Origin of the sequence: Asaia sp. VD9 (assembly GCF_037150015.1) — a bacterium.
In the GTDB taxonomy this organism is placed as follows: Bacteria; Pseudomonadota; Alphaproteobacteria; order Acetobacterales; family Acetobacteraceae; genus Asaia.
Window position 1 is genome coordinate 22397 of sequence record NZ_JBBCQM010000009.1, and the last position, 22377, is coordinate 44773.

Annotated in this window: 20 protein-coding genes; 5 read left to right on the forward strand and 15 right to left on the reverse strand. The window is 61.3% G+C overall.

Going from position 1 to position 22377, the window contains the following annotated elements; translation table 11 throughout:
* Positions 1-104 precede the first annotated feature (104 nt).
* The 5 genes from WFJ47_RS11600 to hpnD all read right to left on the reverse strand — a co-directional run bounded on the left by WFJ47_RS11600 (position 105) and on the right by hpnD (position 6741).
* The gene (locus WFJ47_RS11600; RefSeq protein WP_336763152.1) at positions 105-1265 is read right to left on the reverse strand and encodes an iron-containing alcohol dehydrogenase; all 1161 of its coding nucleotides are present in this window, start codon (positions 1263-1265) and stop codon (positions 105-107) included.
* 668 nt (positions 1266-1933) lie between these two features.
* Entirely contained in the window at positions 1934-2566 is a 633-nt protein-coding gene (locus WFJ47_RS11605) for a hypothetical protein (protein ID WP_336763153.1), read from the reverse strand.
* 1 nt (position 2567) lies between these two features.
* A complete protein-coding gene (gene shc, locus WFJ47_RS11610) occupies positions 2568-4490 on the reverse strand; it encodes a squalene--hopene cyclase (protein ID WP_233582214.1) in 1923 nt (640 codons plus the stop codon).
* Positions 4491-4587: 97 nt separating this feature from the next.
* On the reverse strand, positions 4588-5868 hold the full coding sequence (gene hpnE / locus WFJ47_RS11615; RefSeq protein WP_336763154.1) for a hydroxysqualene dehydroxylase HpnE: 1281 nt from the start codon (positions 5866-5868) through the stop codon (positions 4588-4590).
* 3 nt (positions 5869-5871) lie between these two features.
* Positions 5872-6741, reverse strand: a complete 870-nt coding sequence (hpnD, locus tag WFJ47_RS11620; RefSeq protein ID WP_336763155.1) for a presqualene diphosphate synthase HpnD — start codon at positions 6739-6741, stop codon at positions 5872-5874.
* Positions 6742-7088: 347 nt separating this feature from the next.
* Between hpnD and WFJ47_RS11625 the strand changes: the two genes are divergently transcribed.
* Together WFJ47_RS11625 and WFJ47_RS11630 are read left to right on the forward strand one after the other, a co-directional pair.
* A complete protein-coding gene (locus tag WFJ47_RS11625) occupies positions 7089-7505 on the forward strand; it encodes a cupin domain-containing protein (RefSeq protein ID WP_127103462.1) in 417 nt (138 codons plus the stop codon).
* Positions 7506-7597: 92 nt separating this feature from the next.
* Complete coding sequence (locus tag WFJ47_RS11630) at positions 7598-8779, forward strand: pyridoxal phosphate-dependent aminotransferase (RefSeq protein ID WP_336763157.1); 1182 nt, start codon at positions 7598-7600, stop codon at positions 8777-8779.
* A 137-nt stretch (positions 8780-8916) separates the two neighbouring features.
* Here the strand turns inward: WFJ47_RS11630 and hpnC are convergent, their stop codons facing one another.
* From hpnC to hpnA, 3 genes are read right to left on the reverse strand one after another with little or no spacing between them, the layout of a single operon-like run.
* The gene (gene hpnC, locus WFJ47_RS11635; protein WP_336763159.1) at positions 8917-9792 is read right to left on the reverse strand and encodes a squalene synthase HpnC; all 876 of its coding nucleotides are present in this window, start codon (positions 9790-9792) and stop codon (positions 8917-8919) included.
* Positions 9792-10946 carry a glycosyltransferase gene (locus tag WFJ47_RS11640; protein WP_336763161.1) on the reverse strand — a complete coding sequence of 385 codons (1155 nt, stop codon included), beginning with the start codon at positions 10944-10946 and terminating at the stop codon, positions 9792-9794. The genes hpnC and WFJ47_RS11640 overlap by 1 nt, the downstream gene beginning before the upstream one ends.
* Positions 10943-11944, reverse strand: a complete 1002-nt coding sequence (gene hpnA / locus WFJ47_RS11645) for a hopanoid-associated sugar epimerase (protein ID WP_336763163.1) — start codon at positions 11942-11944, stop codon at positions 10943-10945. The genes WFJ47_RS11640 and hpnA overlap by 4 nt, the downstream gene beginning before the upstream one ends.
* 255 nt (positions 11945-12199) lie before the next feature.
* Here hpnA and WFJ47_RS11650 point away from each other — a divergent pair, with 255 nt between their 5' ends.
* Together WFJ47_RS11650 and WFJ47_RS11655 are read left to right on the forward strand one after the other, a co-directional pair.
* A complete protein-coding gene (locus WFJ47_RS11650) occupies positions 12200-13255 on the forward strand; it encodes a lysylphosphatidylglycerol synthase domain-containing protein (RefSeq protein WP_336763165.1) in 1056 nt (351 codons plus the stop codon).
* Positions 13252-14139 carry a prephenate dehydrogenase/arogenate dehydrogenase family protein gene (locus WFJ47_RS11655; RefSeq protein WP_336763167.1) on the forward strand — a complete coding sequence of 296 codons (888 nt, stop codon included), beginning with the start codon at positions 13252-13254 and terminating at the stop codon, positions 14137-14139. The genes WFJ47_RS11650 and WFJ47_RS11655 overlap by 4 nt, the downstream gene beginning before the upstream one ends.
* 118 nt (positions 14140-14257) lie before the next feature.
* Here WFJ47_RS11655 and WFJ47_RS11660 read toward each other — a convergent pair whose 3' ends face one another.
* The 6 genes from WFJ47_RS11660 to WFJ47_RS11685 all read right to left on the reverse strand — a co-directional run bounded on the left by WFJ47_RS11660 (position 14258) and on the right by WFJ47_RS11685 (position 20296).
* Positions 14258-15778, reverse strand: a complete 1521-nt coding sequence (locus WFJ47_RS11660; RefSeq protein ID WP_336763169.1) for a GMC family oxidoreductase — start codon at positions 15776-15778, stop codon at positions 14258-14260.
* Positions 15775-16416 (reverse strand): gluconate 2-dehydrogenase subunit 3 family protein, encoded by a 642-nt coding sequence (locus WFJ47_RS11665; protein ID WP_336763171.1) that lies wholly within the window; start codon positions 16414-16416, stop codon positions 15775-15777. The genes WFJ47_RS11660 and WFJ47_RS11665 overlap by 4 nt, the downstream gene beginning before the upstream one ends.
* Before the next feature lie 196 nt (positions 16417-16612).
* Positions 16613-18085 carry a pyruvate kinase gene (pyk, locus tag WFJ47_RS11670; RefSeq protein ID WP_336763173.1) on the reverse strand — a complete coding sequence of 491 codons (1473 nt, stop codon included), beginning with the start codon at positions 18083-18085 and terminating at the stop codon, positions 16613-16615.
* Between the two features lie 42 nt (positions 18086-18127).
* Positions 18128-19117, reverse strand: coding sequence for an SH3 domain-containing protein (locus WFJ47_RS11675; RefSeq protein WP_336763176.1), 990 nt, complete (start codon positions 19115-19117; stop codon positions 18128-18130).
* 13 nt (positions 19118-19130) lie between these two features.
* Positions 19131-19505, reverse strand: coding sequence for a DsrE family protein (locus WFJ47_RS11680; protein ID WP_127103378.1), 375 nt, complete (start codon positions 19503-19505; stop codon positions 19131-19133).
* The gene (locus WFJ47_RS11685; protein ID WP_336763178.1) at positions 19496-20296 is read right to left on the reverse strand and encodes a HesA/MoeB/ThiF family protein; all 801 of its coding nucleotides are present in this window, start codon (positions 20294-20296) and stop codon (positions 19496-19498) included. Before WFJ47_RS11685 ends, WFJ47_RS11680 begins: the two co-directional genes overlap by 10 nt.
* Before the next feature lie 211 nt (positions 20297-20507).
* On the opposite strand from WFJ47_RS11685, the gene WFJ47_RS11690 reads away from it, so the two are divergent.
* Positions 20508-21083 carry a DUF2939 domain-containing protein gene (locus WFJ47_RS11690; protein ID WP_127103379.1) on the forward strand — a complete coding sequence of 192 codons (576 nt, stop codon included), beginning with the start codon at positions 20508-20510 and terminating at the stop codon, positions 21081-21083.
* Between the two features lie 73 nt (positions 21084-21156).
* Here WFJ47_RS11690 and WFJ47_RS11695 read toward each other — a convergent pair whose 3' ends face one another.
* Entirely contained in the window at positions 21157-22206 is a 1050-nt protein-coding gene (locus tag WFJ47_RS11695) for a glycosyltransferase family A protein (protein WP_336763180.1), read from the reverse strand.
* Positions 22207-22377: the final 171 nt, after the last annotated feature.

The following is a 22377-nucleotide window of genomic DNA, read 5'->3' on the forward strand; positions in this document are numbered from 1 at the left end:
GGAGCCCCCGGGCTGGCTCATGACGCCAGCCCTTCACTCTCGCGCTCAATTCTTGCGCGTTCCGCGGAATGGCGCTCGCAGCAGCACATATTCCGCCTGACGGTTCATAAGGCCTGACGATACAGTCCCACCATTTCCTCTTCGGTGATAGCTACCGGGTTGTTCACCAGAACACGGTGCTGGGTGATGGCATCAGCGGCGAGAATTGGGAGATACTCCTCAGTCACACCGACATCACGGAGCCGTCGTGGCATCTGGGCCGCGTCCATCAGAGCCTCCAGTGCGCTGATAAAGGCCTCCGCACGCGTGGACACGTCTCCCTCCGAGGGAAGGCCGATGGCATCGCCAAGCTCGGCGTAGAGCGCTGCACATGCGCGCGCGTTGAAACGCAGGACAGGGGCAAGCATCAACGCATTGGACAGACCGTGAGGCACATGGAAATACCCGCCCAGAGGATAGGCCATGCCATGGACCAACCCAACGGGCGAGTTTGCAAAAGCCTGCCCTGCCAGCATGGCACCCAGCAGCATGGCTTCGCGTGCGCCACGATGACGGGGCTCACGACAGGCTGTAACCAGATGGCGGAAGAGCAGAGCCAGAGCCGAACGTGCAAGATGATCCGAAACAGGATTTTTACGTACGCGTCCTGTATAGGCCTCGATCGCATGGACCATGGCATCCACACCAGTCGCAGCCGTATGGGACGCAGGCAGACCGAGTGTCAGCTCAGCATCCAGAAAGACCTGATCAGCGAAAAGCGGTGCAGAAACGACCCCTGATTTGTGAGTGCCCTCCCGCGTAATCACCGCGACATTCGTAACCTCCGAGCCTGTACCCGCCGTCGTCGGGACCAGAATCAAGGGCAGCCGCCCCCCCTTGACCTGATCGACCCCATACATCTCGGAAAGAGGCTGCTTCGCACCCATCAGGATTGCGGCGAGTTTCGCCACATCCAGGGATGACCCACCGCCCACACCGAGCACAGCCTCGATCTTTGCCGCCTCCCCGGCCGCCACACAATTCTGGAGGATCGCTTCAGAGGGGTCGGCGACAACCTGATCATAAAGCGTCACCTCGAATCCTGCCTCCTGGAGCGACTCGATCAGCGGCGCGACAAGCCCTGAGCGCGTCAGACCGGAATCGGTGACGAACAACACACGGCGTATAGCCCATTGAGCACGCAGGGCGGCGCCAATCCGACCGGCAACCCCCCACTCCATGGTGATCTTGGGCACCGTCTCGAATGTGAATGGCTTGATGGACATGATCGATACTCCCTCGCCCTCTGGCTTGGCAGCGCAAAGCACGCCCCCGACACAACACGGCGAAACGCCTCGACCTTGAGCGCCGGGAGTGGGAAAACCCCGCTTCGATACGAACACTGCCTCGGATGACCCGCCTTTGCATGGGACGCCGTGACGGATCAGGAAAAATCACGGGATCGATCGTGCCACGCCGACACGCACCACGCACGTGAAACCAGTCAGCTTCAGACAATCGTGACTTCCTTCACCGCCTCAGCCACGCCGTACGCCCCCAGGAGAACCCGCGACCCGTGCGCGTCCCTGCTCAGGTCGTATCACCGGCTCTGCAACGGCGAGACATGAGGCACGGCGCTGGTAGGGCGCATCTGCTGCAGCGTCCATTTCTCCTGTATTTTTCCCTATTATTACGCTTAAAATCTAAAATATTTTTACAAACGCAGTGTTCGCCTATTTTTGAACACAATATTTTCGTCCATAATGTGGGTGATACCGGGAGCGTGATGCAAAACTTCCCCGGTATCGCCCACGATTTATAGTCGTTTTTGAAAAATTAATGAACGACCGGGGTCAAAAATCCCCATCAATGCCATGACGCGCCGCGAAACAATGCCTGCGAGCCTGCGGCCACTCCAATACGTTGCGCTGGTGTGTTGAGCTCCGCGCCAGAGCTATGCTGGTTGGCGGGCCAGGAACGCCGCCATGGCCTTATGCGCCGCTCCCGCATCGCGTCCCAGCGCCATCAGCGCTGGAATCTGACCGGGCTTACGCAGCAGGCTGGCGGCCAGCTTGAGCGGCGAGATACCGCCGCCTTCCAGCACATCGCAAGCCGCAGGAGGCAGATCGCGGCGCGAATCATCGCACACAACCCGGAGCACCGCGAAAGGCAGCCCAGCTCGGGCAACGACCCCGCTCTCCATATCGACAGCCAGACAACCCGTGCGGGCATGAAGGCGCTCCTTCTCCGCGGCCGTGGCGATCAGTCCGTCGCTATGCAAAAGCCCACCATGAAGCACGCCGGTGTGCCCCACGCCAAAACGACGCGACAGCGCCCCCTCGGTCTTCGCCGGCATTCCGTCCACGAGCACCCATTGCGGAATGATCAGGGCTCCTGGCCTCAGGTCAGGAGCAAGGCCCGCCGCACAACCAAATGACAGCAGCGCAGTCGCTCCTGCCGCGAGAAGCCGCTCGACGCCCTGACGTGCCCCCTCTGCAGTTGCGCCACTGATCGCGATGGGTGAGCCGGGACTATACGGCCTGATCAGCCGCGCCTCAGCCTTCAGACCAACCAGAATACCCAGCATGTCAGAAACCGTGCTCGACCCGACCGGAATTGCTCAACCCGAGATTGCGGAAACGCGACAAGGCCATGAGAGGGAAGAACTGCTTGTAGCCGTGATAACGCAGATAAAAGACCTTGGGGAAACCGACCGCATTATAGGGCTGTTCTTCCCACTCACCTTGACCATTCTGCTGCGCAACGAGATAGGACACGCCGCGCTTGACGACCGGTGTCTCGCGACGCCCGACTGCCATCAGCCCCAAAACGGCCCAGGCTGTCTGAGTCGGCAGGCTCTTGTCATACTCCCCCGGTGTGGCCCCCTCGTAAGAGGCACAATCCTCACCCCAGCCACCGTCTTCACGCTGGACGCTCTCGAGCCATTCCACAGCACGCAGCACGGCAGGATCATCATGCGGCACACCGGCGATATTGAGAGCGCAGAGAACCGACCAGGTACCGTAGATGTAGTTGGTGCCCCAACGGCCAAACCAGCATCCTTCCGGCTCCTGCTCGCGACGCAGATAATCGAGGCCACGCTCGATCACCGGGCGATCCTCAGGAAACCCCAGTTCGCACAGGAAGGACACGCAACGGGCCGAGACATCGGCGGTGGGAGGGTCGAGCAGCGCGCCATGATCAGCAAACGGAATATGGTTCAGCGCATCGAGATCGTTATCGATATCGAACGCACCCCAGCCGCCATTCGTGCTCTGCATTCCCACGATCCATTCACGGGCGCGGGAAATTGCTTCCTTGTTGCCGTCAGGATCCTCGCGATTGAGCAGCATGCCCACAACGGCCGTATCATCGACATCGGGATAGTAGTCGTTTTCATATTGGAAGGCCCATCCGCCTGGACGGACATCCGGGCAGTTGATCGCCCAGTCTCCCTTCACGTTCAGAATCTGCCGTTTGCGCAGCCAGTCCATGCTGCGCTGGAGCTTTTCTCTCGTTTCCTTCGGGCGTGTCGCATCCGGACCCGACGCCGCCTCAGCCATGGCAAGCCCGGAAAGACCCGTATCCCAGACCGGCGACACACAAGGCTGGCAATAGGTTTCGTCGCCATTGGTGACGAGCAGATCCTGAATGCCCTTCCAGGCCAGTTCCACGCGCGGGTCGTTATCCGGAACGCCCATACCGCGATACATCATCACGACATTGGCCATGGCAGGATAGATCGCTCCCAGCCCGCCCTCGCCCAGACGGGGCTCGATGAAGTCGAGAGCGGCCTTGACAGCCTTCTTACGCAGCGCTGCGGGGAAGCGCGGCTCAATGGGGCGCAGCACCGTATCGACCTTCTTGAACACATGACCCCAGATCGACCGGTAGGGTCCGCGAATCCAATCCTTCACCTCTTCAGGCGGGGTGACGAACAGTTCCTGGATATGGATGTTGCGCGGATTGATGGCGCGCGGCTCGAGGGTCCGGAGGACCAGCATGGGTGCCACGACGCTGCGTGACCAGTAGGACATGTTCCACATCGAGAACAGGGCCGCCTTGGGCATCAGCATCAGTTCGACCGGCATGACCGGCGTCGCGCGCCAGGGAACCTCACCAAACAATGCCATCTGAATGCGGGTAAAGACATTGGCCCGCGCGGCACCGCCACGGTCGAGAATGGCCTCGCGGGCGCGCTGCATATGCGGGGCGTTGATATCATCCCCGATCGCCTTCAGGGCGAAATACGCCTTCACGGAAGCAGAGAGATCGAAGCCGCCATCATGATAAAGCGCCCAGCCACCATGAGACCCCTGGGTACGGCGCAGATAGACGCCAATACGCGCCTGCTTGGCGTCATCGATCCGGTCGAGATAATGCTCGAGCAGCACGTATTCGGCCGGGATGGTGGCATCGGCTTCGAGCTCGAAAACCCAATGTCCATCGTCATTCTGCCTGTCGGACAGCGCGGCATGGGCAGAATCGATAGCCTGACGCACCTGGCCCATATCCGCCTCGGCCGGAATTTCGGCTTCGTGACGCTCCAGAACGTCGGAATAGATCAACATTGCCCGCCCTTGTCCTTTTTGCAGTTCGGTTTCGTTGTCAGAGGCCCAGAGCCCTGATGGCCTCTGAACCAGAACGGATCGCCCCCTCAATGGTCGAGGGGAAACCCGTCTGGGTCCAGTCCCCGGCCAGGGCCAGATTCTCCAGCGCTGTCCGGGCCTGCGGTCGCAGGCGATCCTGTGCCGGGGTCGCGGCAAAGGTCGCCCGTTTTTCACAGACCAGACGCACAGGCGGCACGGCAACCGGCAGGGTTTCGACCAGCACCGGCCCGACGGCCTGACGGATTTCCGACCAGATCGTCGCGATCAGTTCGTCATTATCGCGATCAGCATAGCGATTTGCCGCGCTGACAGTCACGGAAAGAATTTCGCCCTTGAGATACACCCATTCTGCTACCCCGCCCACGAGACCGACAAACCCGACCTTGTTGAGCATGCCGCGCGCCTGAACCGGCCCCGGCAGGCGATAATGGACGTTGATGATGCTTTCATACGCATCGGGCGCTTCGAACCCTGGCAGATGAGCCTCCAGCACTGTCCGTGCCACGGGCGAGGGGGCTGCAAACACCACCTTGTCTTCAGGTCCAAGCGCGATCGTCTCATTGCCGATCCGCAGCCCGGTGACGCGCCCCTGGGTGACATCCACCCCCGACACGCGCGTACCGCAGCGCACTTCGCCCTGAAGCCGCATGATATGCGCAATCGCAGGGTCTACAAAGCTCTCCGAGAGGCCCTCTGCCGGATACCAAGGGCAGCAGGCGGCCCCGCCCAGAGCGAGTGTCTCGCGCATGATCGCGCCCAGAAGGGCAGCGCTTGCGGTCTTAACAGGCGTATTGAGAGCCGAAATCGCAAATGGCTCGAGCAATCTCTGGCTCATCATGCCATCGCCCAGATATTCGCTGACCGTAGCATCCGGCCCTGCCTTCAGAATACGCCCGAGCATGGCCAGCTCTGACAGTTTCATGCCAGGCACACGGCGATTCCTGGCAAATGCCCAGAAGGGCACACGCCCCTTCGAGAGCTTCAATGTCCAGCCCAGATTGGCGGAGAGATCGAACCAGGGAAAGAGGGGCGCTCCCGGCCCGGTCAGGGTTTTCTCCGCCCCGATCAGCCCCAGATACCGGAATGTCGCCTTGTTGGCCGAGAGCAGCAGATGATTGCCGTTATCGATCCGTGCTCCTAACGCCTTGTCGTAATAGGAGCGTGCACGCCCGCCGCAGGCCGGGCCTGCCTCATAAATCGTGACACCGGCTCGACCGATGACATCGACCGCCGCAGATAGCCCGGCGAGCCCACCGCCGATGATGTGAACATGCGTCATGGTTCAGCCATAATAGGCAAGCAGGGAACGCAATGCGCGCGCAGCCTTGCTGACCTTCACCGGGGTTTCGGGATGGCGCCAGCCACGACGCAGCATCGCCGTGAGAACAGGCCGGTAGGAAGCCGCCATCATGCGTGCCGGTCGCATGGCAACCGAATCGCATTTCTGCATGGCACGGCGTGCCTCCCGAAAATGATCGGCAGCCCGCACCGCCAGGATGCGGGCAAGCGGGTCGAGACCCAGCGCATAAAGCGCTTCCTGTGGATCCAGCGGCACATTGTAGCGCTGCAGCAATTCACGCGGCAGGTACAGACGCCCCCGATCGGCATCCTCCTGCAGATCGCGCAGAATATTGGTCAGTTGCAAAGCCCGACCCAGATGATACGCCACGCGATCGGCTTCTGCTGAGGAATCACCAAAGACCCGTACCGAGAGACGCCCGACGGCAGAAGCAACCCGGTCACAATACAGATCGAGCGTGGCCTCATCTGGCGCCACGATCGGACCGGCAGCATCCATCGCCATCCCGTCGATCACGGCGGCAAAATCCGCCTTGCGGAGGGAAAAGCGCGTGATGGTGGCGACCAGAACCCGGTCAAGCGCATCCTGCGTGGTGCCCTCAAACAGCCGGTCGAGACGCTCATGCCACTCCTTGAGGGCCAGATCCCGATCGGGTACCTGCACATCGCCATCGGCGATGTCATCCACTTCCCGGCAAAACGCATACACGGCAAACATGCCATAGCGCCGCTCGGCAGGCAGGATCTTCATTCCTTTGGCAAAAGACGTTCCGGCACGGGTCACGATCGAGCGGACATGCTCCAGATCGGCCGAAGAACAGCCCAGCACCGCTTCCTGTTGAAACCCGCTCACCGCTTCATCCCTGTGTCCTCTGGCGCGGCGCCTCGGCCGCGCGGCCTTGTCCCAGCCAGATTTGTCCGAATGCCGCGTCGTTCCAGCGCGGCACCATCGAAGTGCAGGGCCTTTTACCCGCAAAAAATCAAACAGCAAAATCCGTTCCGGCCGACCTGCGTTCCGTTCCCGATGCCTCTACCCAACGGAGATGGACCATGCGCCCTGTTGCCCCTGCCGCCCCAATGCAAAAGCCGAAACACTATACGGTTCGGACGCTTCTCGCGACACTTCCGCCCCTTATCGCGCCCTGGCCGCCTCGCCGGGGGAAAAGCGCAGCATGCGTCGCACTTTCCGTAGCGGCCTCCATGAGCCTCGTGCCCCTGACGTCCTCCGTTGCCCACGCCCAGCAAACCGCCTCCGCCCACGCCGATCATCTGCTCAAGGCCGACCGCTCCTGGAATGGCAAGCCCTATGCGAATTATCCGCCCGGCCCTCCTACGCTGAGCATGATCCGCTTGACCATTCCGCCGCACACGGCCCTGCCCTGGCATACCCACCCCGTTCCGAATGCGGGATACGTCCTCTCTGGCCAGCTCACCATCCAGGACAAGGCAAGCGGCGCAAGTCACGTCTTTCACCAGGGCGAGGCATTTGCTGAAAGCGTCGACGACGCCCATCGCGGCGTGTCGGGCGACACGCCTACGATTCTCATCCTCACCTATGCGGGCGGCAATAATCTTCCGACGTCGATCCCCCTGAAAGGCGAGAAGAATGAATACTGAGGGTTCGAGCGCAATTCCGTTTCGAAAATGATTTGACAAGCGAAACGAATGGCCTTTTCCTTGCCGGTATCTGATCCACCGGAGACACGCTCATGACCGCGCCCCTCACACAGGAAGCCAAGGAAGACCTGCTGGAACGTGGGTATTCACGTCGCCATTTCGGTCGCCTGACCACGCTGCTCGGCATGAGCGCTGCCCTGACCCAGTTCGGCTCATCAGCCTTCGCCGCCATCAAGGCGCCTGGTGATGATCCGTTCGTGGGTCATCCCGATATGGTGCGCATCGGCAGCAATGAATGCTGGACCGGTCCCTTCCCGAGCGCTGTCACCGCCGGCCAGGCGCAGGTGCCTTTCGGCAACCGCTACGAGCCCGATCATCTGCGCTCCACCCTCCTGCGCACAGCCTCCTCGGTCGAGAACATCTCTGAAGAGCACATCCTTCCGTGGCCCGGCTCCAGCGATCCTCTCTGTCGTTCGGTCGTGACCTTCTGCTCACCCGAACGTGGACTGGTCACGGCCAACCCGACCTACGAAGCCGCCTGGCGCACCGCCGACTGGATGAAGATCAAGCTCACCCGCGTGCCGCTCTCGGCCCATAACGGCTACGCCACAGACGTGCGGGCCATGCTCAAGGCTGACCCGAATGCGGGCGCCTACTACATCTGCTCGCCCAACAACCCGACAGGCACCGTCACCCCGCTGGAAGACATCGCCTGGCTGGCTGACAACAAGCCCGCTGGCTCGGTCATCATTGTCGATGAGGCGTATATCCACTTCTCGGGCGCTCCGAGCGCGATCTCCTTGGTCAAGCAGGGCAAGGACGTCATCGTTCTGCGCACCTTCTCCAAGATGTTCGCCATGGCTGGCCTGCGCCTTGGTCTTTCCTTCGCCCGTCCGGACCTGCACAAGCGCATGATGCGCTATGACGGCCCGAACATGATCTCGATGCTGAACATCGTAGCCCTCGCCGCAGGCGCCGTGAGTCTGACCCAGACCGATGCCATCAAGGCCCGCCGTGACGAGATGATCGCTGCGCGCAGCATGACCTTCGACCATCTCGCCAAGCGCAATATCCGTATCGTGCCCGGCAGCCAGGCCAATATGTTCCTCGTGGACTGGAAGAAGCCTGCCTCGCAGATGAAGACAGCCTTTGCTGCCAAGAAGGTGGAAATCGGTCGTAACTGGGATATCTGGCCCACCATGTCGCGCGTCAGCGTCGGCTCCATGAAAGATATGGAAGCCTTCTGCGCCGCTCTCGATCAGATCCTGGCCTGAACTTCACTGGTCATGGGGCTCTCGGCCCCATGACTCTTTTTAAAAGGCTACCACTCCGCGATAACCTCTCACGACGATGAGGCTTAGAGGATCAAGCGCCAGTCTATAGGGCGGGACGAAACCGTTATGAACGCGGCTCAGCCAATCAGGGCCTTGCCCCCTCGTAACAGCGCGAACACAGCGTCCCCACGCCCCAACTTGACCCGCCCGGCCACCGGGTCCTCGCGACGCAAACGGGCGGCGAGGCTGTGAGAAAGCGCCACGACAACCGCACAATAGGCCCGCATGCGACGATCGCGCACCAGTCCCGGCAAGTGAACGGCCTGGCGATTAAGATGGTCGACCTCGTCCAGCAAATGGTCAAGAACGCGGCGTAGGCCGGGTTTGCTCCGCGCGAGGAGAACGTCTTCGACCTTTGCCCCCTCCGCCTGGAGCATGTCCTGCGGAAGATAGGAACGATCGAGAGTCCTCAGATCGGAGGTGACATCCTGCAGGTGATTGATCACCTGCAGCGCGCTACAGAGCGCATCCGACAGAGGCAGTGTTTCGGCGCGCTCGCCATGCAAGAGCAGCAAAAAGCGGCCGACCGGATTGGCCGAGAAACGGCAATACCCCAGCAATTCGTCCCAGTTCCGATAGCGGTTCTTGACCGCATCCTGACAGAAAGCCGTGATCAGGTCAGTCGCAGTCTCCAGCGGCACACCTGTTTGAAGCAGATGACGACGCAGGATAACGGCAGTCTGGGCATCGGCTCGATGAGGAGCCTCGGCCTCCCCACGGATGACCGCTTCCATCCCGCGAAGCCGCGCGATCTTCGCTTCAGGGGATAGCTGCGCGTTATCGACCATATCGTCGATGACGCGGGCGAAATTGTAGTAGGCCGAGACATGCGCGCGATTGGTCCTCGCGAAAAGCAGCGATCCGACAGGGAAATTCTCGTCCGAGGCTCCCTTGGCCGATGTCACATCGTGTTCACCCCAGACAGGATCGACAGTCTTGCTCACAGCAGTCATCAGGCGTGAGTCTCCTCGGTGTAGAAACGACTTTTCCACTGGACCCCGCGGCCGCGATGATGATCGACAGCGGAGCCGATCGTGGCTGCCATATAGAAGGCGGCCACCACCGGCAGAGTAAGCGCGCGCAAAGGCGATAGCTTGAAGCGCGATAGCGTGGGGAGAAACGAGAGAATGCACAGGAGCATGGACGCTCCCCCCATGACCCGCACTCGTCCGCGCCCGAACAAGGCAAAATACAACGGGGCAAGCCAGACCAGTGCCATGCCGAGAATGGTGCAAAGCAGGATCACAGGCGAGTAGCGCAACTGCACATAAGCGGTGCGGGCGATCATGCGCCAGATCTCCGCCGCGCCGCGATAGGGCCTGATCGACCATGCAAGCGTGCTGTGGCCCAGATAGAGCCTTCCCCCCGCCTGCTTGATATTGCTCGCCAGGGAACAGTCATCGATCAGCGCACCGCGCACCGATTCGATACCGCCGATACGCTCGAGCATGGTACGACGCACGAGGATGGTCCCCCCTGCTGCACCGGCCACGGCAGAGGTCGGGTCATTCACCTTGTCGAACGGATAGAGCATGGCAAAGAAATAGACGAAAGCAGGCACAAGCAGACGCTCTGCGGCGCTTTCGCAATTCAGCACCACCATTTCCGACACCATGTCGAGCCCGTCACGCAAGGCCTTCTCAACGAGAGTCTGCAGGTGAAGCGCCGAGTGAAGAATGTCCGCATCGGTGAGCAAGATGAATCCCTCAGGGCCAATCTTGTCGAGCGCGACCTGTTCCCCCTGATGCACGGCCCAGAGCTTGCCGCTCCATTCAGGCGGGCGTTCCCGACCGGTCAGGACCGTGAGGCGCCCGTGCGGATCAGGCACATCGCGGGCGAGAGCGCCAGTTCCGTCCGTGCTGCCATCGTCAACCACGACCACGCTCAGCTTTCCCGGATAATCCTGCTGCAGCAGTGTCGCCACACAGGACTGGATCGACTCCGCCTCGTCACGGGCGGGGACAATCACGGCAACATCTGGCCAGAGCGCTTGCTCCGGAGCCGCCGCCGCCGTGAGGCGCGTCCCGGTGCGCCAGAAGCGGCCATGAGCGAAAAGCAATTTGCCCCAGGCTGCCAATGCCGAGGCTGCCATTACATTCCTGATCATTTCGTGGCGATCCGCCCATGTTCGCGAAACCAGGTGACCGCATCGGCCACAGCCTCACGCGCAGGTCTCGGTGCGTAACCAAGCTGCTCCTGCGCCTTGAGAGAGGTGAAAAACATCATCTTCCTGGACATAGCCAGCGTCTCGCGCGTGACGCGTGGCTCGATGCCGAAACCGCGCGCCATCCATTCTGAGACGATGGCCACGGGCTGAAGCCAGGATTGCTTCAGCTTGATGCGCGGGGGCTTGACGCAGGCCACCTCGCCAATCAACGCGAAGAGATCTCCCAGCATGTAGTTCTCGCCGCCCAGGATGTATTTCTCGCCGATGATCCCTTTCTCGAGCGCCAGCGCATGCCCCTCGGCGACGTCATCCACGTGGACAATGTTCAGCCCGCTATCGACATAGGCTGGCATGTTGCCAGAGGCCACATCGACAATCATCTGCCCCGTAGGGGTTGGCTTGATATCGCGCGGCCCGACCGGTGTGGAGGGATTGACGATGACTGCAGGCAGGCCATTCTCTCTCACCAGCCGCAGGACTTCCTGCTCAGCTCGGTATTTCGACAGTTTGTAAACGCCGATCACGTCATGCTCGGTAACGGGCGTACCCTCATTGGCGGGCGTCCCGTCCTTCGTCAGCCCCAGTGCAGCGACCGATGAACAATAGACGACACGCTCCACCCCGGCCTCTAGGGCCGCCATCATGAGCCGGCGCGTCCCCTCCACATTGGCCCGCATCATGACCGCCGGGTCAGGCACCCAGAGGCGGTAATCGGCAGCCACATGGAACAGATAGCGGCAATTCTCGAGGGCCGGTGCAAAGCTCTCGGGTGCTGTCAGATCACCGATGACGAGATCGGCGTCGAGCCCTTCGAGGTTGGAGAGATCGGCACCAGCACGCACCATCAGCCTGATCTTGTGTCCGCGCTGCTTGAGAATACGCGCCACAGCCGAGCCAACAAAGCCGGTTGCACCGGTAATCAGCGTGTATTCACTCATGATACGCCTTGGTGCTTTCATTAATTGTAAATCGATAACGCACCATACCGCCCGCGCAAGGACAAGCAACCTGCCGGTGATGGCTTTTTCGTCATATTCAGCCTTGGAGTAGCGAAACCGGACTGTCTGGTGTAGACAGCCGCAAACACTCGACAGCGCGACATATTCTCGCAATGCCGCAGAAGCATCGTTCGTCCCCTTCCCGACAGGGCGATGCGCCATCGCAACCCCTGCGTCGTTCGGATCAGACTGGCCTTGAAAACCCTCACTCTCATTCTCACCCTCATGGGCCTCGCGCTTCTGACGGGAATCATGGCGTGGCTCGGGATCGGCCATGTCTTCAGCGCAATGCAACGCATCGGGATCGGTGGCTTCCTCGCCATTGTCGGCGGTCAGGTGCTGGTCGATATCGGGCTCGGTGTTTCGTGGTTCTGCGCCTGCCCGAAGATCGGGCTGTTCCGCGCTATCGCCTCACGCGCCGTCCGCGACGCGGCGGGCAACTGCCTGCCCTTTTCCCAGCTCGGCGGCATGGTCATCGGTATACGCGCCACATGCAGTATCCCGACCTTGACCCGCAAACTCGGCCCGCTTCAATGGCCTGCGGCTGTCGCTACCAATATCGTGGATATCACAACCGAGGTTCTGGGCCAGATCGTCTTCGTCATCGTCGCTCTCGCCTGCCTGTTCGATCATACGGGGACGAACAAGTTCACCTGGCCGGTTCTTGGCGGAATGGGGCTGCTGGCTATCGGCATCGCCGGATTTATCTGGACCCAGCAACGCGGCGGTGCTGCCATTCACCATGCTGCACGTTTTCTGGGGCGTCACATCGCCGAAGGCTGGCGCAACTCCCTCATCGATAACATGGATAATTTCCAGGCTGAGCTCGACCTGCTTTGGGCACGTCCCGGGCGTATAGCAGCCGGTGCGCTGATCCATCTGGCGTGCTGGATCGGCGGGGCGGGCGTTACCTGGCTTTCACTCGAACTGCTGGGCGCCCATATCGGCTTCATGGGGGCAATCGCCATCGAGGGCGTGGTCTGTGGCCTGATGTCCGCCTCCTTTCTGGTTCCGGCCGCTCTGGGCGTGCAGGAAGCCGCCTATGTCGCTTTGGGCTATTTCTTCGGGATCGAGGCTGAAATCTCGCTCGGCTTGTCACTGCTGCGCCGTGGCCGTGATATCGCCATCGGCATTCCAGTCATGGCGTTGTGGCAGATTTCGGAAATGCGGCGCTTGCGTTCGTCGAAGCAGGAGGCCGCTGCCCCCTCTCTCGATTACAGCGACGCCTCGTCGCGGAGCGAAATGTCATGACCCATCGCCTTTTCGGCACCTTATGCGTCATTGGCCCTGGATTGATCGGCTCCTCCGTCCTGCGACGCCTGCGCGCGCAACCGGGCCTGGTCGAGCGCCTGGTCGTCTCCGACCGTGATCCAGCCGTACTGGAACGTGTGCGTTGCCTCGATCTAGGTGATATCGTCACCGATGATCTGGTTGCGGCTGTCGGTGAGGCAGATTGCGTGATGCTTTGCGTCCCGGTTGGGGCCATCGCGCCTGTCGCCGAAGCGATCATGCCCCATATGAAGCCGGGAGCCATTCTGACCGATGTCGGCTCCACACGTCGGAGCGTGGTCGATGCCCTTACCCCGCATCTGCGCAACGATATCAGCTATATTCCTGCCCATCCCATGGCGGGTACCGAGCATTCTGGCCCGGATGCGGGGTTCGCCACGCTCTTCGAGGACCGCTGGTGCCTGTTGACCCCCGAACCCGGCATCCAGCAGGATCAGATTGAACGCGTCTCAGCGTTCTGGCGCGCCATGGGTGCGCGTATCCGTGTCATGGATGTGGATCACCACGACACGATCTGTGCGATGGTCAGCCATCTGCCCCATCTGATCGCCTTCACTATCTGCGGCACGGCAGATACGCTTGCCGAGGATATGCGCTCCGAGGTGCTGGACTTCGCCGCCTCCGGCTTCCGCGATTTCACCCGTATCGCGGCATCCGATCCGACGATGTGGCGCGATATCTTCCTGAACAACAGCGATGCACTACTCAGTGTGCTCGACCGGTTCAGTCAGGATGCCGCCGCCATGGCACAGGCCATACGCGACGGCGACGAGCACACCATCGTCGAGACCATCTCTCGCGGTCGTCGTATACGTCGTTCCCTGCTGGAAAACCGTCAGGCCTGACTCTGACAGGGCAAGCGCCTCAAGTCCTGAGGATCACGCCAGTCCAACAGGTCGGACAAAGGGGGCCATAAAGACCTCCTCTCCGACCTGAGTACTGCCCGCTCGACCGCTGTTCCGGTCAGTGCGCCTTCAGCACTTCCGCCGTTCTCAAACTCAGCGCCATGATTGCCAGCGCCGGGTTAGCCGCCGTTGCACTCGGGAAGACCGAGTGATCGCTGATCCACAGATTTTCGATATCGTGGCTGCGTCCGAAGGGGTCGACCACCGAATGATCGGGGTCCGTACCCATACGGCAGGTCCCGATCATGTGGGCCGCACGATCCATCGCCCAGATATCGTGCGCCCCGGCCGCTTCCCAGATGGCCGTCATCGTACGCGCCATATGCTCATGCATCGCCTGCTCGTTCGGGCCATAGCTGAAGGTGATCTTCGGCTTGGGCACACCGGCCCGCCCCTTCTCATCCGAGAGCGTCACGAGATTATCGTCATTTGGCAGGCAGTCGCCATGCGCCCCCAGCCCCGCCATGAAATTGTACTGACGCAGGTAACGCGCCAGCGAGTCACCCCACAGACCACGCCCGCGCGCGACACCGGTCGCCCAGGTCAGCGGCATCATGCCCAAGGACTGGATGAGATAACCACCCGCAAAATCGGCGTCGCGTGGCCGCATCATATCTTCTGTAATAGTGAGCGAGGGATAGCCCTTGTTAGGCCTGATGATTTCGTCAAATCGCCCCCAGACCTGCGTCGAGATATGCGCCATATAGTTGCGCCCGACCTGACCGCTCCGGTTGCACAACCCGGTATGAAGCAGCAGACGGGCGGTCTCTACCGCACCCGCGGCCAGAACCAGCGCCCCGCATCGCTGTTTGCGATCCTCGCCGTTTTCCCGATACACCACGCCGGTCACGCGACCTGCGCTGTCACGCTCGATACCGTGAACGAAGCAATTGGGCCGGATATCGGCCCCGGCCGACGCCGCAACGGGAAGATAGGTCACATCCGTGCCCGACTTGGCACCATTGCGACAACCCTGATGACATGCACCACAGCCGACGCAGGCCTTGCGATCGCCCCAGTCACGGGTGATCAGCGCCGTCGGTCCATCCGCGCTGCGGATACCAAGCGCTTCACAGCCCCGTGCCATGGCCTGAGCCGCGCCATTACGCTGCGGCGGCGGATAGGCATAGCGACGGGACGGGTCCCAGGGATAATTCTCGGGTCCTGATACCCCAATCTCGCGCTCGACCCGCTCGATATAGGGCAGGAGGGTGCCGAAATCGAAAGGCCAGTCCACACCTTTGCCTGTTTCCGTGTGCAATCGCATGTCACGTGCGTCGATACGCGGCATGAAAGCGCCGAAATGAAGCATCGATCCCCCGATGCCGGTCCCGCTGTTATTACCGCCGAACGCCATGGGATTTGCCCCACCTGAAAGGCGTTCCTCCAGCCAGTAGATTTCCGAAGCGGTTGCCTCATCGGGCGTGTGCTGCTTCGGATCGAAACGTGGCCCTGCTTCCAGAGCCACCACTTTCATCCCGGCACGGGCCAGCTCTGCAAGCAGTGGCGCCCCCCCGGCACCAGTGCCCACAACGACAACATCAACGACCTCATGATCCGCGTAGCGTCGGGTTTTCATGGATGTGCCCCCCTGATCTCCGGCTCCCAAGGCTCGTTCACCCCCTCGCCCATGGCCGAGAACCCCTGAAACACGCCATCGCCACCATTGAAAATCGCATCGATGCCGAGCTGCGCCTGCACCGCAGGATGAGACATGAAGATCTGAACACAGTCCGCGCGCAGATCAGCGAACCAGGCGCGCATCTGCGTGCCGTCAAGCTTGCCTGTCGCAAGCTCTCCCTCCGCCATCGCACCAATCAGCCCGTCCTGACGCGCGGTATCGAGAGCCGCAAATCCCAGCCCCTCGCGAGTACGCGATTCCGCATCCAGACCGGTCAGAGCCTGTTCATAAGCCTCGGCATCCGAGGGCAGGATAGCAAAGCGCCAGCCATCGCCCGGGGTGCCAAGCCGTGCATCGATACGCGCAGCCAGATTAACACAGGCGTCGGACAGAATACTGGCCTGAGGAAGGACCCGCGCCGTAAGGGCGCTCAGTGTCTCATAAGCCTGGGGCGAGAGATGACGCGGCGTGTAGCCCGCATCGCTCGTTTGGGCACGCTCCTCCATGATCTGTCGGGTGCGACCCGAGATGCGATCAGAATCGAGCAGGGCCAGATAATCAGGCTCTATGGCGGGGGGGAGTGACGTCTGGCTCATGGTGCGTTCCCAAAACCGTGATGACGCCTCTAACATGCCCGGACAGGCCAAAGTTGCCAAGACGATAGTTCAGCAAGTCATTGAGAATGCTTCGCAAAATCACTTGGAAACAAGAGAGCCGCTCGTGACGGCTCCCTTACTGGAAAGCCGCCTGAGACGGACTCTGCGGGGCCGATCATGCCCCGCAGGGAAAGGGTCAGATCGTGACGACGCGCAGCGTGTTGGTCGAACCCTGCTGGCCGAAGGGCAGTCCGACGAGCAGAACCAGCTTGTCGCCCTTCTCGGCATAGCCCTCGGAAACGGCCAGACCGACTGCCTGATCCACAACGCCTTCAACGCCGTAGACAGGTGTTTCCTGGCCGACCGACATGGCACGCACGCCCCAGACCATGTTCAGGCGACGCGCGATCTCGTCATCCGGCGTCAGGGCCAGAACCGGGCAGTCCGCACGCTCACGCGCAATCTGCAGCGCGCCGCGGCCACTCTGGGTATAGACAACGATGACTGCGGCAGAAATCGACTGCGCCACATGCCACGCGGCCTCGGCGATAGCCCCACCGGTGGTGCCATCGCTATCGGGGCGCAGGGCCTCTTCCTGCATGCGCCATTCGAGATCGTTCTCGACGCGGCGCGTCACACGAGCCATGACTTCCACGGCTTCGCGCGGGTACTTGCCTGCGGCGCTTTCGGCCGAGAGCATCACGGCGTCCGTGCCGTCGAACACGGCATTGGACACGTCGGACACTTCAGCGCGCGTCGGTGTGGGCGAGGTGATCATGCTCTCGAGCATCTGCGTCGCCACGATGACAGGCTTGCCCTGGAAACGGGCTTCGCGGATGGCGCGCTTCTGTTCGATCGGCACTTCCTCGGCAGGAAGCTCGACACCCAGATCACCACGGGCCACCATAACAGCGTCTGAAAGCGCGATGATATCGCTCAGACGCTCCATGGCCTGCGGCTTCTCGAGCTTGGTCATGATCCAGGCGCGGCCCTTGGCGATATCCTTCGCCTCCTGCACATCCTCGGGACGCTGCACGAAGGAGAGCGCCACGTATTCGACACCAAGGTCGAGCGCGAAGGCAAAATCCTTGTGATCTTTCTCGGTCAGGGCCGGAATCGGCAGCACAACGTCAGGCACATTCACGCCCTTGCGCTCTGACAGCCAGCCACCAACCTCGACTTCGGTCTCCATATGGGTTTCATCACAGGAGACAACTCGCAGGCGCATCTTGCCGTCATCAAGCAGCAGGCGGCTGCCCGGCTCGGCGGCGCGCATGATCTCGGGATGCGGCAGGCAGGCGCGACGGGCGTCGCCCGGCGTGCGATCCAGATCCAGACGGAAACGCGCTCCTTCGATCAGCTCGACCTTGCCCTCTGCAAAGGTGCCAACACGCAGCTTGGGGCCCTGCATATCAGCCAGAATAGCAAGCGGGCGGCCAAGTTCAGCCTCAACATCACGGATAGTCGCATGACGCTTGGCATGATCCTCATGAGAGCCATGCGAGAAATTCAGGCGAAACACGTCAGCCCCGGCCAGCGCCAGGGTACGGATCATCTCATGCGTGGAGGAGGCCGGTCCGAGGGTCGCGACGATCTTCGTGCGGCGCTGTTCGGCCTCTTTTTTCGCTCCCGTACCCTGCGCCGAAGCTGCTTGAGGTGAGGACGTCATACTGATCTCCGATCCATTTGCTGCACGTTGCATATCATAGCTTCAGCTAGGCTGAAGCGTCTCTCCTGGCAACAGCCCCCAGAACACACGTCTGGGAAGCCATCCCGTATAGCCCTTGACCACCACCTTGCACCATGTCGAACCTGGGGGACACAGCTTGAGCGTCCCCACCGTTCCAGGCTGCAACACGGCCACGACGGCGCTGTTTTCATCTGACTGACTGTAGAGCAGGGTATCCCCCTGGCGCTGCCGGGCTTCTGTCTCGCTCGGCACATAGCCCAGTACGCGCGCATCGGCCTTGCCAATCACGTCCCCCGATTTGGCCGAGGCCTCACCGAGCGCAGCGGCATGACCTTCCGGCGGCTGACCGGGAATCACGAAAGTGCGTTGGCCCACAAGCGTGGCCTGGTGCACCCAGCCCTTCATGCCATCGGAATCCTCGATCAGGCGCCAGACATCGAATTCGCGCTCGACCTCAACCGGCAGGCCCCGACGATGATAGACCCATTCGATGGGGTAACGCTGACCTGGCCCCTTGCGCATGAATACCTTGTCCGCACGCATTGCGGCAAAGCGCGGAAGCGGCAGGCCAGTATTGGTACCCTTGTCCTGCGGGGGCGCATCGGGCGCGGCAGCAGCCGCCGCTTCGTCCGGATTTGCCGGCGGGGCCGCAGATGAAGCGGCGGCGGCACCCGCCGCGACGGCGCCGGCCGCCACCGCAGCCGCACGGGCATGATGCTTGGCGCCATGATGCGGCTTGGCCGTGCTGGCCTCGGTCGCTGTATGGGCCCCCTTGTGCCTGGCCGCGCCTGACTTTGCCTTGCGCGCGCCAGTATGGGGCGCTGCCTTGCCCTTCACACTGGTGGGCGCCGCGCTGGCGGGATGTTTGTGGTGATGGGTCGCGTGTTTTGTCGTCTGGGGCGCGGCTTCTGCTGGTGCGCTGAAAGGCAGCAGAATCGTCAGCCCGATACCGTAGACGATGCGGAGTGTCTTCATGGGTGCATGGGTGCCAAGTTGTGACGTGCGGGGCAAGAGGGCGACGCCTTTACAAACTGATAATCTGCGCGTCGGCTGTGCGCTCGAGAAAGGTGGTAACGCCGCAGATCTGGGTCGCCTCAATGAGATCGGTCGCCTCAAGGCCTGATGCCCGAAGCCCTGCCTCACAAGCCAGAACCGTCCCGCCGAGCTCGAAAATGGCGGAACGCAGGGTTTCGAACCCCGCAACACCCCGCGCCTGGAACTGTGCGTCAAGACTAGCCCCTTCCAGACAGGACCAGTCCCGACACAGGCTCTCAACCCCCAGCCCCCCGGCAAACAGCACGACCTCGCGCCCCAGAGCCAGCGCGCCAGCAGCGAGCACAAAAGCGTGATGAGCCCGCTCAAAGGACCGTTCGGCCAGGATGATCGCCATCATGCGCATGAAGCCTGTCCTTCTCGGCAGCAGGGACACTCGGGATCACGGGGCAGATCGAACCGACGGAAGGACGCGTCGAGCGCGTTCCAGAGCAACACACGCCCCGTCAGCCCTTCCCCCAGAGTAAGCAGTTCCTTGAGGGCTTCGGTCGCCATGAGTGTGCCGATCACGCCGGTCACGGCGCCGAAGATTCCGGCCTGTCCGCAGCTCAGGGCCGCTTCTTCGTCGGCTTCGGGATACAGACAGCGATAACAGGGGCCTTGCTTGCGCCCGCTCCCGGGCGGCGTGAAGGTAGACAAACTGCCCTCGAAGCGTTGCACCGCGCCGGAAACAAGCACCTTGCCCTGCGCCCAACAGCAATCGGCGACGGCGTAGCGGGTCGCGAAATTATCGCTGCCGTCGCAGACCAGATCGTACTGGTCAATCAGATCGGGCAGCACAGTGCGATCCACGCGCAGGCAATGAGACGCGATCACCAGATCCGGGTTGAGCGCTTCAAGACGGCTGCGCGCCCGATCAACCTTGGAATGGCCAATATCTGCCGTGTCGAACAGGATCTGTCGCTGAAGATTGCTGAGTTCCACCTGGTCGTCATCGACCACCCCTATGCGCCCCACGCCGGCAGCTGCGAGATACAAGGCGAGCGGGCTGCCGAGCCCGCCAGCTCCGATCACGAGCACCGACGAGTCGCGTAGCCGGGCCTGCCCCAGCGCGCCGACTTCGGGCAGAAGAATGTGCCGCGAATAGCGATGCAGGGCGTCATCGGTGAAGCTCAGATCAAGGGAATTTGCCGCCATCGGGAAGAGAAAATCCGGTTGGAAAAGAAAACTCTGAAGGTCCTCAGGATTTAGATGACAAAAGCCATTCCGATCCCATAGCATAGTCCTGTTCAGTGAAGAAAACAGAGGCTTCTGCCATTCGGAACCAAGCTTGTTGCCGGCTTGATCGATAACGACGCGCGCAGCCCTGCGCGTGCAAGTCCCTTTCGCCAGTTACAGAGAAATAAAAATGAGAGACCCAGCAGGACTGCCCTTCGAGTTCGCCGCGTTTTCGGGACGTATGACGTGGCCCTCAGCCAAGCGGACACCCCATGTACTCGGCGCCTTGCTGGTCGCGTTAACATGCATTTACGCGCTGTCTCCCTATCTCGCTCTCTGGTCCATCTCCTCGGCCCTGCGCAGCCACGACACGATGAGCCTTGCCCAGCACATCGACTGGAGCGCCCTGAGTACAAATCTCAAGGCAGAGGCAATCGATGCGCTTATAGGACCGCCTCCCGCCGCGGATGATCTGCCGGATTTCGGGTCCTCTTTCGCAACAGGCGCCGTTTCCCATGCCATCGACACACATCTCACACCTGAACTGATGATGACCATGGCCTCCCAGATGGTTGGTACGGCAGCCCCTACCCGGAGCTATTCCATCAAGAGCCTGTACGAGCGCCTGTCAGCGCATTTTACCTCACCAACCCGCTTCGACGCGGGGATGGTGATGACACCAGGCCAAAAGCCTACGATCGTACACATGAAGTTCGAACAATGGCGTTGGAAGATCACCAGCCTCGATCTTCCCAAGGCTATCTGATCCCGAGCCGAGCGTAAGCGGGAGCTCGAGGCCGCTGCGGGCCCGGTCCTGACTATGTCTCGGCACCGGCCTCTTAGCCTCGTCGGCCAAAGCCCAGACCAAGACGTCGCAGTACACGGGCAAAGAAATAAGGCACAACCAGCAGGCGACGCGACTGGGGACGCAGGCACAGCCTGAAGAGCTTCAGCCTGGCTCTCTCTTCGATACGCAGACGCGTATTCTGGCCCATGATCCCGGCAAATTCGTCAAGCATGCCCACCAGCTCGTCGCGATGCTGCGCCATCCGGATCTCGTGCGGATAGCGCGCGAAGTAGATGGATTTGAAGGCCTCACCCGCAATCAGGTTGCAAAAACGCGGAAAGATCAGGTCGCGTATATAGACGCTGCGCTGCTCAGGATCCGCCGCGAAGAGCGCACAGAGCTTGTGGATGTAGAGCATCCGGCTTCGACTCATGCGGATCGAGTAGGAGGTGCTGTTCTTGTTGATGCACCATACCGTCACTGGCGTGTCGAAAAAGGTGCTCGTATAGCCTGCCCGGAAGATGCGCAGGAACAGATCGTCATCCTCATAGCCCATGAACTGGCAGTCGAACCCGCCAACGGCCTCAAAGGCTTCACGGCTGATGATCGAGGCTGAGGGCAGAATATGCATGTCACGTTCGAGCAGATCCTCAATGGAGCGCTTGGGATGCTTGCTATAGCGTGAGGCGATGGAAGTCGCGACGATATGCCCTTCCTCGTCGCCTTCCATCAATTCCCCATAGGCCCATCCGAAATGCGGATCGCGCTCGGGGATGTGCCTCAGCAGAAGCTCGATATGATTCTTCAGGAAGAAATCATCCTGATCGAGGAAGCAGATCAGATCGGATTGCGTAAGCGAGACACCGTGATTGCGGGCGCTCCCCTGCCCCCCATTCTCCTGGCGTCCCACTCTGACGCCATAAGCAAGCGCGATCGTTGCAAGGCGTTCCGCCTCGTCGCTCGTTGAGCCGTCATCGATGATCAGAAATTCATCTGCCGGTATCGTCTGGGCCTGAACGCTTTTGATAGCCCGCTCGATGTAACGGGAGCCGTTATAAAACGGGATGATCACCGCGACGGTCTGACGCCGAGTTTCGGTCATGGAATGCGCTGTCCTTCTGAGGCTGGCATGGCGCCCGCATAGAGCTGATGCGCGTTCTCACGACCGGCCGTGAATAGGTCCCGGGCAGGATCTGTCTGTATCCCGAGAGAGTGTCCGCGCAGCCCGGCGCGGAATCGGGGGGTGGCCTCGGAGCGCTATTTCCCCGGCGGG